The 13979-nt window shown below is 72.8% G+C and carries 9 protein-coding genes; 4 read left to right on the top strand and 5 right to left on the bottom strand.

Annotation, left to right across the window (positions count from 1 at the left end):
- Positions 1-54 precede the first annotated feature (54 nt).
- Both FHS39_RS13775 and FHS39_RS13780 read right to left on the bottom strand, forming a co-directional pair.
- Positions 55-1080 carry a CinY protein gene (locus FHS39_RS13775; protein ID WP_184349604.1) on the bottom strand — a complete coding sequence of 342 codons (1026 nt, stop codon included), beginning with the start codon at positions 1078-1080 and terminating at the stop codon, positions 55-57.
- A 102-nt stretch (positions 1081-1182) separates the two neighbouring features.
- A complete protein-coding gene (locus tag FHS39_RS13780; RefSeq protein ID WP_184349605.1) occupies positions 1183-3276 on the bottom strand; it encodes a SpoIIE family protein phosphatase in 2094 nt (697 codons plus the stop codon).
- An 80-nt stretch (positions 3277-3356) separates the two neighbouring features.
- Between FHS39_RS13780 and FHS39_RS13785 the strand changes: the two genes are divergently transcribed.
- Entirely contained in the window at positions 3357-4787 is a 1431-nt protein-coding gene (locus FHS39_RS13785; RefSeq protein ID WP_184349606.1) for a lipase maturation factor family protein, read from the top strand.
- A gap of 28 nt (positions 4788-4815) precedes the next feature.
- Here the strand turns inward: FHS39_RS13785 and FHS39_RS13790 are convergent, their stop codons facing one another.
- Complete coding sequence (locus tag FHS39_RS13790) at positions 4816-6240, bottom strand: FAD-dependent oxidoreductase (RefSeq protein WP_184349607.1); 1425 nt, start codon at positions 6238-6240, stop codon at positions 4816-4818.
- Positions 6241-6362: 122 nt separating this feature from the next.
- Here FHS39_RS13790 and FHS39_RS13795 point away from each other — a divergent pair, with 122 nt between their 5' ends.
- The gene (locus tag FHS39_RS13795; RefSeq protein WP_184349608.1) at positions 6363-7376 is read left to right on the top strand and encodes a PHP domain-containing protein; all 1014 of its coding nucleotides are present in this window, start codon (positions 6363-6365) and stop codon (positions 7374-7376) included.
- A gap of 24 nt (positions 7377-7400) precedes the next feature.
- Here FHS39_RS13795 and ligD read toward each other — a convergent pair whose 3' ends face one another.
- Positions 7401-8303: a non-homologous end-joining DNA ligase gene (gene ligD / locus FHS39_RS13800; protein WP_184349609.1), complete on the bottom strand. Its 903-nt coding sequence runs from the start codon at positions 8301-8303 to the stop codon at positions 7401-7403.
- 32 nt (positions 8304-8335) lie between these two features.
- Here ligD and ku point away from each other — a divergent pair, with 32 nt between their 5' ends.
- Positions 8336-9355 carry a non-homologous end joining protein Ku gene (gene ku, locus FHS39_RS13805; RefSeq protein WP_184349610.1) on the top strand — a complete coding sequence of 340 codons (1020 nt, stop codon included), beginning with the start codon at positions 8336-8338 and terminating at the stop codon, positions 9353-9355.
- A gap of 37 nt (positions 9356-9392) precedes the next feature.
- Here the strand turns inward: ku and FHS39_RS13810 are convergent, their stop codons facing one another.
- On the bottom strand, positions 9393-12098 hold the full coding sequence (locus FHS39_RS13810; protein WP_184349611.1) for an ATP-binding protein: 2706 nt from the start codon (positions 12096-12098) through the stop codon (positions 9393-9395).
- Positions 12099-12484: 386 nt separating this feature from the next.
- Between FHS39_RS13810 and FHS39_RS13815 the strand changes: the two genes are divergently transcribed.
- Positions 12485-13972 (top strand): ATP-binding protein, encoded by a 1488-nt coding sequence (locus tag FHS39_RS13815; RefSeq protein ID WP_184349612.1) that lies wholly within the window; start codon positions 12485-12487, stop codon positions 13970-13972.
- Positions 13973-13979 lie beyond the last annotated feature (7 nt).

The following is a 13979-nucleotide window of genomic DNA, read 5'->3' on the forward strand; positions in this document are numbered from 1 at the left end:
CCCGGCAGCAGGGGCAACGGCTGTGACCTTGGCCTCTTCCGGTTCCGGGGCGGCTCAGCGGGGTGTGCAGTCGCGGGCGGGTGCGTCGTGGGTGAGGACGCAAGCGATGGTCTCCCCGCGGCTCTTGCCGTAGCGCTCGGCGAGTGCGGTGCGGAAGTCGGCCCACTGGCGGCGGGTGTCGGTGATGGCTCCGTGCACGGCCCGGTCGAAGTTGTCGGCGGTGCGGCCGCGGGGGGTGGTGGGGTCGGCGGTGCTGCCGGCGACGGGGTCGATGAGGCCGGTGTCCTTGTTGAGGTCGCCGTGGGCGACGCGCTTGGCGCAGACGAGGGGCACCAGGGAGAAGCAGCCGGTGCTCAGGTCGCGCGGGACGTCCGAGGCCAGGGGCGGGCGGCCGGTCGAGAGGGCGAGGAGCGGGGAGGGCGCGGGCAGGCCGAGGCCGGGCGGGTTGGCCGTGCCGAGGGGACGGTCGGCCGCGGCCTTGTCGGCCCAGTTGCTGTGCGAGTAGAAGTCCTGGACGCCGTGCAGGGCGCGGCCGAAGCCCTCGATGGCCTCGCACTTGTTGCGCCCGGGTATGCCGAGCGTGAAGGTGCAGTCCTTGTTCAGGTCGCTTTCGGAGGGGGCAATTCCGCCGTCGGAATTGAGGGTTCCGCCCGCAGCGTCGACGCCCTCCCGGAAGCGGGTCTGCAGTTTGGCAACGCAGGCGAGCAGTTGGCGGGTGGCTTGTTCTCTGCTGCGCGGGTAGCCGGGGGTGGCGAGGAAGTCGGCGTTGTCGCAGTGCGCCTCGGGGGTGGCGGCCTCATCGGAGTCGGGTGCGCCGACCGCGCCGAAGGTGCCCTTGTGCCCGGCGACCTGGCCCAGGGAGCGGGGTTCGAAGCAGCTGCCGTCGGAGGGGGTGCCCGGTGCGCAGGCCAGGGCGGCGCGGGTGATGCGCTCGTGTTCGGCGTGCTGGCCGAGCGTGTTGACGGTGCCGAAGGCCTGGGCGGACGGCGCCTGGAGGGCGACCAGCGTCGGCGCGATCAGGGCCGCTGCGCCGATGAACAGCGCTCCGTGCCGGAATGGGGAGGGTCTGGAAGTCCACATGGTTTTCGGCCTTTTCAGGTCTTCGGGGTGCGAAGAGGCCAGTGGACCCGGCAAGGGCGGTGTGAGGCAATTTTATGTGGTGTGTGCAGCTTTCACGGGCCGTCAGTCGTCGGTCGTCCCTTCCGCCACCTCGTGCCGGCCCGGGACGATGAACTCGCACCACACGGACTTGCCGCCGCCGCGCGGCTCGACGCCCCAGACGTCGGCGAGCCGGTCGACGAGCAGCAGGCCGCGGCCCGAAACGCCCGACTCGCCGGGCTCGCGGCGGCGCGGCAGCGCGCTGGACTTGTCCTCCACCTCGACGCGCAGCCTGCGTTCGGGTCCGGTGAGCATGCGGATGGTCACCACGGCGGCCCCGTCGGTGTGCAGCAGGGCGTTGGTGACCAGTTCGTCCGCGACCAGCTCGATCTCGTCGGAGCGCTCCCGGGCACCCCAGGCCCGTACCGCGGCGCGGATCATGTGGCGGCCCGCGGAGAGGGCCTCGGGGTCGGCGGGGGCGATGTGCTGCTGCAGCCGCCCGCCGCCGCGGACGCCGGGCCCGTGCCGGCGCAGCAGGAGGACGGCCATGTCGTCCTCGCCGACGCGCTCGCCGATCACGTTGCACAGCCGGTCGGCGAGCTGGTGCAGGTCGTAGGGGCCGTCGCGGACGGCGCCGATGAGGCGGCGCATGCCTTCGTCGAGGTCGGAGCCGGGCTGTTCGACCAGGCCGTCGGTGAAGAGCAGCAGGGTCTCGCCCGGGTCGAGTTCGACGGTCGTGACGGGGTAGTCGAGGTGGCCGAAGTCGGCGGAGAGGCCGAGCGGCAGTCCGCCGGAGACGGGCAGCCGCCGGCAGGTGCCGTCGGTGTGCCGCAGCAGCGGGTCTATGTGCCCGGCGCGGACCACCTGCAGCACGCCGGTGGAGAGGTCGGCTTCGGCGTAGGTGCAGGTTGCGAAGCGGTCCGTGTCCAGTTCCTCCAGGAAGGAGGAGGCACGCGCCATGACGGTGGCCGGGGCGTGGCCCTCGGTGGCGTAGGCCCGCAGCACGATGCGCAACTGGCCCATGACGGCGGAGGCATGGGTGTCGTGGCCCTGGACGTCGCCGATGACGGCGCCGACGCGGCCGCCGGGCAGCGGGATCACGTCGTACCAGTCGCCGCCGATGTCCCGGCCCATCCGGGCGGAGCGGTAGCGGACGGCGATCTGGGCGCCGGGGATGTCGGGGATGCGGCGCGGCAGCATGGACTGCTGCAGGCCCTCGGCGAGGTCGTGCTCCTGGTCGAAGAGCATGGCGCGGGCGATGCTCTGGGCGAGGCTGGTGCCCAGGGCGATGAAGAGGTTCCGCTCCTGCTGGGTGAAGCCGCGCGCGTCCCGGTAGAGCAGGCCGAGGGCACCGATGGGGCGGGCGTGGGCGATCAGGGGGAGGTAGGCGGCGGAGCCGATGCCGATGTCCCTGATGCGCTCCCACAGCCAGGGGTAGGAGGCGGCGAACTCCCCGGGGGACTCGATGAAGCGCGGGGCGAGGGTGCGGATGACCTCGCTCATGGGGAAGTTGTCGTCGACACGGGTGTAGCGGGTGCCGGGGATGAAGTGCTCCGAGGGGCCTTCGGCGACCAGGTGGATCCGCCCGGTCTCGACGAGGCCGAGGACCAGCAGGTCGGAGCCGAGGTGCTTGACGGCCTGGGCATCCTTGAAGAAGTCGATGACGTCCTGGACGGTGCTGGCGTGGGCCAGGGCGGCGGTGATCGTCTCCACGACGCTGGTCTGGTGGCGGCGCTCCTCGTCGGCTTCCGGCCTGACCGGACTGCCGAGCTCTTCGGTGGCGTCGCGGACGATGCCGATGATGCGGTGCGGGCGGCCCTGCGCATCGCGCCGGATGCGGCCCTGCGCGTACGCCCAGCGGGTGGTGCCGTCACCGGTGCGGACACGGTAGTAGACGCCGTAGGCCTCGCTGCCGTCCTTGAGGGCCTGGGCGATCAGGCCGTCGGCGCGGGCCGCGTCCTCCGGCGGGAGCCGCCCGGCGATGTCCTCGACGCGGTGTACGGACGTGCCGGGCGGCACGCCGAGGACTTCCTGCGCCATGGGGTCCAGGTGCAGCCGGTCGCCGTCGATGTCCCAGTCGAAGCTGCCGATGCGATTGAGGGCGAGACTCAGCTCGGGGCGAGCCGGCCAGTCGTCCGGCGGCGCTGCGTCGGCGGACGTCGCTCCCCGATCAACCATAGATCCACTCTGCCACTTTTTGTCCGTTTCTTCGATGTGACTGCACGGTCGGGAGCGGTCCGGGTGGTACGGATACCGCCATGGAGTGGTTCACGGCGTCCGGGTACTGGCTGAGCCGTCTGGTCCTGCAGCGGGCGCTCGCCGCCCTCTATCTGGTCGCCTTCACCACGGCGGCCCTGCAGTTCCGCGCCCTGTTCGGCGAGCGGGGCATACTGCCGGTGCCGCGCTTCACGGAGTACGTGCCACTGCGCAGGGCGCCCAGCGTCTTCCACCTCCACTACTCCGACCGCTTCTTCGCCGCCTGGGCGTGGGGCGGGGCGCTGCTGTCGGCCGCGGTGGTCGCGGGCGCCGCCGACGCGGTGCCGTTGTGGGCGTCGATGGCGATGTGGGCCGCGCTGTGGGTGCTGTACCTGTCGATCGTCAACGTGGGCCAGACCTGGTACGGATTCGGGTGGGAGTCCCTGCTGCTGGAGGCCGGTTTCCTCGCCGTCTTCCTCGGCAACGCCCGCACGGATCCGCCGGTGCTCGTGCTGTGGCTGCTGCGCTGGCTGCTCTTCCGCGTCGAGTTCGGGGCGGGGCTGATCAAGATCCGCGGCGACAGCTGCTGGCGCGATCTGACCTGCCTGTACTACCACCACGAGACCCAGCCCATGCCCGGCCCGCTGAGCTGGTTCTTCCACCGGCTGCCCAAGCCGCTGCACCGCGTGGAGACGGCCGCCAACCACGTCGCCCAGCTGGTGGTGCCCTTCGGGCTCTTCGCCCCGCAGCCGGTGGCGAGCGTCGCCGCGGGCCTGATCATCTGCACCCAGTTCTGGCTCGTCGCCTCCGGCAACTTCTCCTGGCTCAACTGGGTGACGATCGTGCTCGCCCTCGCGGCCGTCGACGGATCCGCGGCGGCCGACCTGTTCTCGCTGCCCGCCCACGCGCCGCTGGGCGCGCCGCCCGTGTGGTACGAGGTCCTGGTCCTGGCCGCCACCGTCCTCGTGGTGGTGCTCAGCTGGTGGCCGGTGCGCAATCTGCTCTCCCGGCAGCAGCGGATGAACATGTCCTTCAACGCGTTCCACCTGGTCAACACCTACGGCGCCTTCGGCAGCATCAACCGCAGCCGCTACGAGGTGGTGGTCGAGGGCACCGACGAGGAGAAGGTCACCGCGCAGACGGTGTGGAAGGAGTACGGCTTCAAGGGCAAGCCCGGCGACGTACGACGGCTGCCGCGCCAGTACGCCCCGTACCACCTGCGGCTCGACTGGATGATGTGGTTCGCCGGGATCTCACCGGCCTACGCCCGCGACTGGTTCGGGCCGTTCGTCGAGCGGCTGCTGACCAACGACCCGCCGACCCTGCGCCTGCTGCGGCACAACCCCTTCCCCCAGGCCCCGCCCACCCACGTCCGGGCCCGGCTCTACCTCTACCGCTTCACCACCTGGCGGGAGCTGCGGGAGACCGGCGCCTGGTGGCACCGCACCCTGGAGCGCGAATTCCTGCCGCCGGCGGCCCTGCGGCGCTCGTGAGACACCGCCCGGCCGCTCTTCCCGGGCGTCAGCGCGGCCCCGGGCCCGCCAGGGCCAGCTCGGCAGCGGTGATCGTCGGGCCGGGCAGGGGGCGCCCGCCGGGGCCGCGCAGCACCCGCAGGGCCGTCACTGGGGAGAACAGTGCGGCGGGAGGCGCCGAGAGCGTCATGACGTCCATCAGCGCCCGGATCACCGCCGGATCCACGGTCGAGGTGCGGAGCATCCGCTGGAAGTAGCCGCGCACCAGGCGGGCCGCCACCGGTGGCCGCTCCCCCACGGCACCTGGGTACTGGATGTCCTCACCGACGGCCATGGTCCACGCCGCCTCGGCCGTACGGGCGACCGCGCGCTGCACCCGGCGGGCGGCCCGGGCGTCGGTCGGCGGGCACGCGCGCAGGGTGTCACGCAGCGCGGAGGCGCCCATGGCCGCGACGGACATGCCGTGCCCGTAGACGGGGTTGTAGGCGGCGACGGCGTCGCCCATGACGACGAACCCCGCGGGCCAGGAGGCCGCCCGCTCGAAGTAGCGGCGGCGGTTGACCGTCGAGCGGGAGAGATACACGTCGGTGAGCGGCTCGGCGCCGGCGATCAGGTCCGCGGCGAGCGGATGCCGCAGGCCACGGGCGAACGGCTCGAACTCCTCGGCGCGGCCGGACGGTTCGCCACCCCGGGTGCCGGAGACGGTGACGAGCCAGCGGCCGCCCTCGATGGGGTACAGGGTCAGCCCCTGCCCCGGCCGGGACGGGCCGGATTCGGGCTGCACGTTGACGACGGGGAAGTCCTCGCAGCCAGGCGGCGCCCGGAAGAGCCGGGTGGCATAGACCAGCCCCGAGTCCACGGTCGTCTCGCGGACCGCGGGCAGGCCCAGCCGCGCCAGCCAGCACGGCGCCTGCGAACCGCGGCCGGTGGCGTCGACGACCAGGTCCGCGGCCAGGTGCTCGCTCTCACCGGCCCCGGCCCGGCCGAGCTCGGCACCGGTGACCCGCCGGGCGTCACCGCTGAGCGCCCGGACCTCGGTACCCTCGCGCAGCGTGATCCGCGGGTGTTCGAGGACCCGTTCGCGCACGACCAGGTCCAGCAGGTCGCGACTGCAGGCGATGGTGAAGTGCTCGGTGGGGATCCGGGGCACCCAGCCCTGCGCCGACAGGGAGACGAGGTTCGTCAGCAGCCCGATGCGACGGGCCCCGGCGGCCAGCCAGCGCTCGGTGATGCCGGGCAGCAGCGACTCGACGGTGCGGGCGCCGCCGGACATCAGCAGATGCGCGTGACGGGCCTGCGGCAGGCCCTTGCGCGGGCGGGCGCTGTCGGGCATCCGGTCCCGGTCGGCGATCACGACCTCGTCCACGTGGTCCGCGAGGACGGACGCCGCCAGCATTCCGGTCATCCCGCCGCCGAGCACCAGGGCCCGGCTCGGCCGGTGTCCGGTGCCGCCGCTGTGGTGGGCGTCGCCCATGGCATGCCTCCCTCGTCCCGGCGCCGGGCGGCGCCGGAAGTGACCTGCCCAGGCCGGGGGCGGACGGAACACGTGCGGGCCGCCGTGCGGTGAGCCACGGTAGGGGTGTGGAGGTGGGTGCCATGGGGCCCGTGGAGGCACTGGAGCGCATCGCGTTCCTGCTGGAGCGCGTGCAGGAGCCGACGTACCGGGTGAAGGCGTTCCGCACGGCCGCCGCCGTGGTCGGTGCACTGCCGGAGGACGACGTGCGGCGACGGGCCGCGAACGGTTCCCTGACGGAGCTCAAGGGGCTCGGCCCCAAGACCGCGCGGGTCGTCGAAGAGGCCGTCGGCGGCGCGGTGCCCGGCTATCTGGCCCGCCTGGAAGAGGAGGCGGGCGGGCCGCTGACCGAGGGCGGCGAGGCCCTGCGGGCGGCGCTGCGGGGCGACTGCCATCTGCATTCCGACTGGTCGGACGGCGGCAGCCCGATCGACGAGATGGCCCGGACCGCCCGCGCGCTCGGGCACGAGTGGGCGGTGCTCACCGACCACTCGCCACGGCTGACGATCGCCCGCGGGCTGTCCCCGGAACGGCTGCGCGCCCAGCTCGACGTGGTGGCCGAGGTCAACGAGGAGCTGGGGGACGGCTTCCGGCTGCTGACGGGCATCGAGTGCGACATCCTGGCGGACGGGTCGCTCGACCAGGAAGCCGAGTTGCTGGAGCGGCTGGACGTGGTGGTGGCCTCGGTCCACTCCAAGCTACGGATGGACGCCGAGAGCATGACCCGCCGCATGGTGTCGGCCGTCGCCAGCCCGCTCGTGGACGTCCTGGGGCACTGCACCGGCCGGCTCTCCGCGGGCAAGAAGCGGCCCGAGTCGGAGTTCGACGCGGCCATGGTCTTCGCCGCGTGCGCGCGGTTCGGGACCGCCGTGGAGATCAACAGCCGCCCGGAGCGTCTCGATCCGCCGCGCAGGCTGGTGCGCCAGGCCCTGGAGGCGGGGGTGCTGTTCGCCGTCGACAGCGATGCCCATGCCCCCGGCCAGCTGGACTGGCAGGTCTACGGCTGCGCCCGGGCCGAGGAGTGCGGGGTGCCCGCCGAGCGGATCGTCACCACCTGGACAGCCGGCCGGCTGCTGGAGTGGACCCGGCCGAAATGACCGTGGCCCTCGGACCTGGGCCCTTCACGGGAGGCGGGCGCGGGTGGCGTCGGCGGCGAGCGGGGCCAGCAGGTCACCGTAGGTGTCGACGCGGTCCAGGACGTCCTCCGGGCCGAACACGAGCTCGTCCGGGTCCCGGCAGGCGACGACCTCGTCCCAGGTGACCGGGGCGGCGACGTCGGGGCGCTCGCGCAGCCGCACGGTGTACGGCGCGGCGGTGGTCTTCGCGCTGGCGTTCTGCGACCAGTCGATGAGCACCTTGCCCCGGCGCTCGACGCGGGCCATGGAGACCACCACCAGGCCCGGGTGCTCCCCCATCATGCGGGCGGCCAGCTCCTTGGCGTAACCGCTGACGGCGCGGCCGGACGCCGGGTGCACGGGCGCGTACAGGTGCAGGCCCTTGGAGCCTGAGACGACGGCGTGCGCGGTGAGGCCGTCGTCGTCGAGCAGTTGGCGCAGCCGCTGGGCGACCCGGCAGCACACCACCAGGTCCGCGCCCGGCCCCGGGTCGAGGTCCAGCACGAGGCGGTCGTGGGCGTCGGGCCCGGCGGCCGCGGTCCACTGCGGCACGTGCACCTCGTAGGCGCCCAGGTTCACCATCGCCACCAACACCGCGGTGGAGTCGACCACGACCTGCTCCGTGGTGCCCTCCCGGTGCCGCACGGGCACCCGGGGCACCCAGCCGGGCGCCCCGGGAGGCGGGTTCTTGGCCACCCAGCTCTCGCCCCCGGGCCCCTCGGGGGCGCGGACGAAGGAGGCCGGGCGGCCGGCCGTGTGCGGCAGCATCGCGGGGGCGATCCGTGCGTAGTACTGCAGCACTTGGGCCTTGGTGTGCCCCGTCGCGGGGTAGAGCAGACGGTCGAGGTGGGACAGCGACAGCCGGTGACCCTCGACGTCCACCACCTGCCGCTCCACAGAAGCGGGCATAAAGTAGAAATTCCCCTCGGAGGGAACAAACTATGCGGACCATGTGGAAGGGTGCCATCGGGTTCGGCCTGGTGTCCGTGCCCGTACGCCTGTACGCCGCGACGCAGGAGCACGGGACGAGGCTGCACCAGGTCCACGACGAGGACGGCGGCCGGATTCACCTCAAGCGGGTCTGCGACGCCTGCGGCAAGGAAGTCGACTACGAGCACGTCGCCCGGGGCTACGAGGACGAGGAGGGCCACACCGCGGTCCTCACCCAGAGCGACCTGGCCGGGCTGCCCCTGCCCAGCAAGAAGCTCATCGACGTCCTGGCCTTCGTCGACGCCGACCGCATCGACCCCGTCCAGCTGGCGAACTCCTACTACCTGGCGCCCGACGGGCCGGCCGCCAACAAGCCCTACGTGCTGCTGCGGGAGACCCTCAAGCAGACCGAGCGGGTCGCCGTCACCAAGATCGCACTGCGCACCCGGGAGTCGCTGGCGCTGCTGCGGGTCCACGACCGGCTGATGACCGTCCACACCATGTACTGGCCGGACGAGATCCGCGCCACCGAAGACCTGGCCCCGCCCGACTCCGTCACCGTACGTCCGCAGGAGCTCAAGATGGCGACGAGCCTGATGGACACCCTCTCCGAGGACTTCGACTTCGAGCAGCTCGAGGACGAGTACGAGGTGGCCCTGAGCGAGCTCATCCACGCCCACCTGGACCACCGGCCCGCCCCCAAGAAGGCGGTCACCCGGGCGCCCGACAACGTCATCGACCTGATGGCCGCGCTCCAGGCCTCCATCGACACGGCGGGCAAGAAGGCGCAACCGGGAAAGGCCCCTGCGAAGGCGGCCACGGAAAGCCGCTCCACGAAAACCGCGGAATCGAATAAGAGAACGACAAAGAAGAGCATGGCCAAAAAGGCCACGGCCGGCGCGGGGAAAGGCGCCACCGCAAAGAGTGCGGCCGCCAAGAGCGCTACGTCGAAGTCCGCTGCCGCGAAGAGCACCACTGCGAAGAGCACGAAAAAGACCGCCGCCCGGAAAGCGAGCCATCGCGCCTCCTGAGCACGCGACGGCTGTTTTCCGTCAACCTGCGGACACATCAACCTGTGGGCGGGGCCTCCTCGATGCCGCAGTCGGCGCCTTCGGCGCGGGCGGTGGCCACCAGCCCGTCGGCACCACAGCGCTCCGCCAGGGCCAGCCCGGCGCGCAGCCGCGCGGCGGCCTCTTCCCGCCGCCCGGCGCGCTTCAACGCGGTGCCATGGTCGACCAGTGCCACCGCGTACTCGAAGCGACAGGGCGACCTGCGCAGGTGCTCCACCGCCTTCTCCAGCTTGGCCAGGCCCTCGGCGGGCTCGGCCAGCGGGGCCGAGCGGCGCAGCGCCTCGCCGATCGCGGTGTCGGTGCCGAACCGCAGGGCGTGCCGGAGGGCCTGGCCGGCGAGGGCACGGGCCCGCTCGGGCTCCTCGTCGGCGATGGCTGCGGCCAGATCCAGTGCCCACGGCGCCCACAGGGTGTTGTTGCGGCCGCGTTCCTGCAGCCGGTGCCCCGCGGACTCGAGCTCGGCGACGGCCTCCTTCACCTTGCCGCGGGCGAGCAGCAGCCGCCCGGCCAGGCAGGCGGCGTCCGGCAGGACGATCGCCGGGGAGTAGGGCGGATAGAAGGAGTTCTCCTCCGCCACGACCTGGGCATCCTCCACCCGACCACGGGCGATCAGGGTGTCGATCAGCATGCAGGTGCCGTCCCACTGGATGGGCAGGCCCGGGCCGAGGCGGTGGGCCAGCTGCAGCCCCTTGCGCAAGGACGCCTCCGCCTCGGTCAACTGACCGCGGCGGCGGTACACCAGGCCGCGGAAGTCGTGGGCGAAGGCGAGGTGGGCGCCGCTCCAGCCGGAGATCTCGAAGGCGCGCACGCCCTCGTCGAAGAGCTTCCCCGCCTCGTCGAGCCGGTCGGTGTAGGCGTAGGTGATGCCGATGATGCTGGGGACTTCGAAGCCCCACTCCGTGTTGGTCCAGCCCAGGCCCTCGGCGAGCCGGCCGTCCACCAGGGCGCGGTCCACGGCCTCGATGACCTCCAGGGCGTTCTCGCCGCGGATCATCCCGTCGAAGCCGCGCAGCGCGAGCAGGGCGCGCTCGGCGTTGTCCCGCCCCTTGAGGTGCCGGGCGAGCTCGGCGATCCGACGGGAGCGGCCGTGCGCGTCCTCCTCTTCGACCTGGATGCCCTTCCACAGGTAACGGGCGGCCTGCAGCCGCATCAGGCCGGGCCCCGGCGGGGTGGCGGCGGCCTGGGCGGCCACCACCTCGGCGGCCTCGCGCAGTTGGTTGTTGTGCGCGTAGGCCTGGGAGAGCCGGTACGTGGCGTCGACGCGCAGGTCGTCGCTGAGATCGGGCAGGGCGAGGGCGGCGCGCAGGTGGTTGACGGTCGTCTGCGGCGAGGTGAGCAGGGCCGCGCAGCCCAGCTCGTACAGGAGCATGGCGCGGTCCTCCTCGGGCGGCGGCTCGCGCAGCGCCCGTTCCAGGCAGCGCCGGGCGGCGTCCGGGGCGCCGACCGCGAGGTGCTCGCGGGCCGCCGCGCGCAGCTGGTTGACCACGAGCGGGTCGTCGTCGGGATGGACCTCCAGCAGGTGGCGGGCGGCGACGGCCACACCCAGGCCCGCATCCTCGGACAGCCAGGCGGCCTGCCCGTGCATGGCGGTGCGGGTGGCGGCCGGGATGGCCTTGTAGACGGCCGTGGCGATCAGGGGGTGGACGAATTCCAGCCTCTCGGAGCCGACGAGGATGCGCGCCTCGCGCAGCCGGTCGGCGCTCTCGCCGGCCTCGGCGGGCGTCATGCCCGCGAGGTTGGCGGCCAGCCCCGGCTGGATCTCGGTGCCGAGCACGGCCGCGGCCCAGGCGAAGCGGATGACCGAACTCCCGAGCCGCTCCAGTCGGTTGACCAGGCCGCTGCCGCGGGCCGCGGCGCCCAGGTCGCGCAGCAGGGCGGCGGATTCCTCGACCGGCTTGAGCGCCCGGTCCTGTGCCTTGGCTATCAGCTCCACGGCCTCGTAGGGATTGCCCCCGGTGACGGCCCAGACCTCGCGGCAGAACGGATCGTCGGCGTCGGGGCCGAGGGCCGCGCGCACCAGTCCGGCCACGGCCTCCGGCGTCAGGGCGCGCAGCTCGACGGCGCGGGCCGCCCGCCCGGTCACCAGCTCCTGGAACGCGGGAGTGTGCTCGGGCAGTTCGCCGGGCCGGTAGGCGAGGACGACGAGCAGGGGCAGCTCCCGCAGCCGCACGGCGAAGGAGGTGAGCCAGGCCAGCGACTCGGGGTCCGACCAGTGGGCGTCGTCGATGGCGACGACCAAGGGGTTGTGCTGAAGGGAGAGTTGGGTGATCAGCCAGTCGAGGCCGTCGCGCACGCCCTGCGGGTCGGCCTGCGGTCCGACCGGCGGCGCGATGCCCAGCGCGGGGCCCGCGATGTCGAACCAGCCGCCGAGCAGCTCCTGCCGGGCGGACGTGGACATCGCGGCGAGCGCGGGCTGGAGGAGCTGGCGGACGACGTGGAAGGGGACGGTCTCGGCGGACTCGCTGCCGCGCGCGAAGAGCACCGTACAGCCGCCGCACTCGCCGGCGATGCGCCGGACCTCGGCGAGCAACGCCGTTTTCCCCAGGCCTGCTTCGCCGCTGAACAGGAGCAGCCCGCTCTGTTTGCCGTCCCCTGAGCCGCTCTGGCCGCACAGGCCGCGCACCGACTGTTCCGCGACGGCGAGCTCGCGCTCACGCTCGAACAGGGCGGCAGATGGGTTCCGTTCGCGCTGATGCCCCGACATGGCGATGTCTCCCCGGAGGATGTGGTGGGCCGAGCCTAGCCCCGTGGGCACCGGATGGGGCAGGGTTCGGCGGACGTACCACCCGTGAGCGTGACCCGCCGCCCCGGTCGAACATTCATTCAGGCCGTTCGGAAATGCATTCGCTTAATCATGGGTGGGCCATTATGAGGCCATTCGAATTCCCTCGTCAGCCCATCCCGGGAATATGACAACTTCGCGCCGGAGCGCCGTGCGACAAGCTACGCTCCATGTCGCGCAGCGGGCCGTCTTGACTTCGGGCCGCCGCGGTCAAGTGCTGTGCTGTCGCCGCTTTCCGGAGCCCCTTCGGAAAATGCCGCGCGCCGGCCCCCACACCCCCTCTGTCTTCCAGCGTTCCGAGGATCTCGATGGTTGGTACAGGCTCGTCGGCTCCAAGGCGGCCCGTCTCCGCTCTCATATGGCTGATCTCCCCTCTGGTACTGGCCGTGTGCACGGTGACGGCAGTGCTCGAAGTGACCCCGGCGGCGCGCGCGCCGGTGGCCTGGTGCGGGGCGGCGGCCACCGTGGCAGTGGCGCTCGCCGCCTCGGAGGCGGCCCGGCGCGGACGGGTGATCGCCGGGCTGCGCCGCCGCCACGCCGAGCGCGAGGCCCTGCTGCAGTACCGGCTCGACCAACACGACGCCGAGACCTGGCGCTTCGCCCGCGAGGTGATGCCCGAAGCGCTCAAGCTGATGCGTCACGGTGCCCCCACCGACCAGGTGGTGCGGGTCACCATCCCGGCCCACGAGCTCGAACCCGGCTTCGCCGCCGCGCACCGCTCGATCGTCCGGTCCGTGATCGAAGCCGTGCAGGCGGAAGAGGCGCTGCGTGACGCGGCCCACCGTGCGTTCGTCAACATCGCCCGCCGGATGCAGGCCATCGTGCACCAACAGGCCTACGACATCCGGGACATGGAGCACAAGCACGGCAACAACCCGGACGTCTTCGGCGACCTGCTCCACCTGGACCACGGCAACGCCCTGACCGGCCGGCTCGCCGACAGCATCGCCGTGCTGGGCGGCTCCCGCCCCGGGCGCCAGTGGCGCTCCGAGATCCCCCTCTACAACGTGCTGCGCGGCGCGATGTCGCGCATCCTCGAATACCGTCGGGTGGACCTGCACTCGGTGGCGGACGTCGCCGTCGTCGGCCCCGCCGTGGAGCCCGTGATCCATGCCCTGGCCGAGCTGCTGGACAACGCCACCCGCTACTCGCCCCCGCAGACCCGGGTGCACCTGACCGCGGTGGACATCCAGTCCGGGATCGCGGTCGAGATCGAGGACGCGGGCGTAGGCCTGACCGACGAGGCCCGCCGCCGCACCGACCGGGTGCTCTCCAAGGAGGGCGGCCTCGACCTGGACGACCTGGGCGAGTCCCCGCGGCTGGGCCTGGCGGTGGTGAGCCGGCTCGCCAACACCTACGACTTCCTGGTCTCCCTGCGGCCTTCGGCGTACGGAGGGGTCCGGGCGGTGCTGGTCATCCCGCCGAACCTGATCACCGCGAGCAAGTTCCCCGGCGGCGACATCGCGCGCGCCCCCAAGCTCCCGCCCGCGAAGAAGCGGCGGCGCCCCGGCTCCATCCCCGTCCAGCCGTCGGCGGCGCCCATCATGGACAGCCCCATCCCGCCCCCACTGGGCGACAGCGGCCTGCCGCAGCGCCGCCGTCGCCGCGGCCCCGCGCCGCTGCCCTTCGGCCGGGCCGCGGCGGCCCAGCGGACCCCGGCCCCGCCCGCTCCGGAGGAGCCGCCCGTACAGCCCGGACTGTGGCTCGCCGCCTTCACCAGCGGCATCAACGGGGAGATGCCGGTGCCGGACCAGGGGCGGCCGACCAGTGACAACCCGTCAGACAAGGAAGAGTAGCCAAGTG

It is taken from the genome of Streptomyces olivoverticillatus, from assembly GCF_014203555.1.
GTDB lineage: Bacteria > Actinomycetota > Actinomycetes > Streptomycetales > Streptomycetaceae > Streptomyces > Streptomyces olivoverticillatus.

Bases quoted from the DNA above. Each gene is read 5' to 3' on its own strand.
- FHS39_RS13775 (WP_184349604.1), bottom strand. From the start codon at position 1,080: ATGTGGACTTCCAGACCCTCCCCATTCCGGCACGGAGCGCTGTTCATC.
- FHS39_RS13780 (WP_184349605.1), bottom strand. From the start codon at position 3,276: ATGGTTGATCGGGGAGCGACGTCCGCCGACGCAGCGCCGCCGGACGAC.
- FHS39_RS13785 (WP_184349606.1), top strand. From the start codon at position 3,357: ATGGAGTGGTTCACGGCGTCCGGGTACTGGCTGAGCCGTCTGGTCCTG.
- FHS39_RS13790 (WP_184349607.1), bottom strand. From the start codon at position 6,240: ATGGGCGACGCCCACCACAGCGGCGGCACCGGACACCGGCCGAGCCGG.
- FHS39_RS13795 (WP_184349608.1), top strand. From the start codon at position 6,363: ATGGGGCCCGTGGAGGCACTGGAGCGCATCGCGTTCCTGCTGGAGCGC.
- ligD (WP_184349609.1), bottom strand. From the start codon at position 8,303: ATGCCCGCTTCTGTGGAGCGGCAGGTGGTGGACGTCGAGGGTCACCGG.
- ku (WP_184349610.1), top strand. From the start codon at position 8,336: ATGCGGACCATGTGGAAGGGTGCCATCGGGTTCGGCCTGGTGTCCGTG.
- FHS39_RS13810 (WP_184349611.1), bottom strand. From the start codon at position 12,098: ATGTCGGGGCATCAGCGCGAACGGAACCCATCTGCCGCCCTGTTCGAG.
- FHS39_RS13815 (WP_184349612.1), top strand. From the start codon at position 12,485: ATGGTTGGTACAGGCTCGTCGGCTCCAAGGCGGCCCGTCTCCGCTCTC.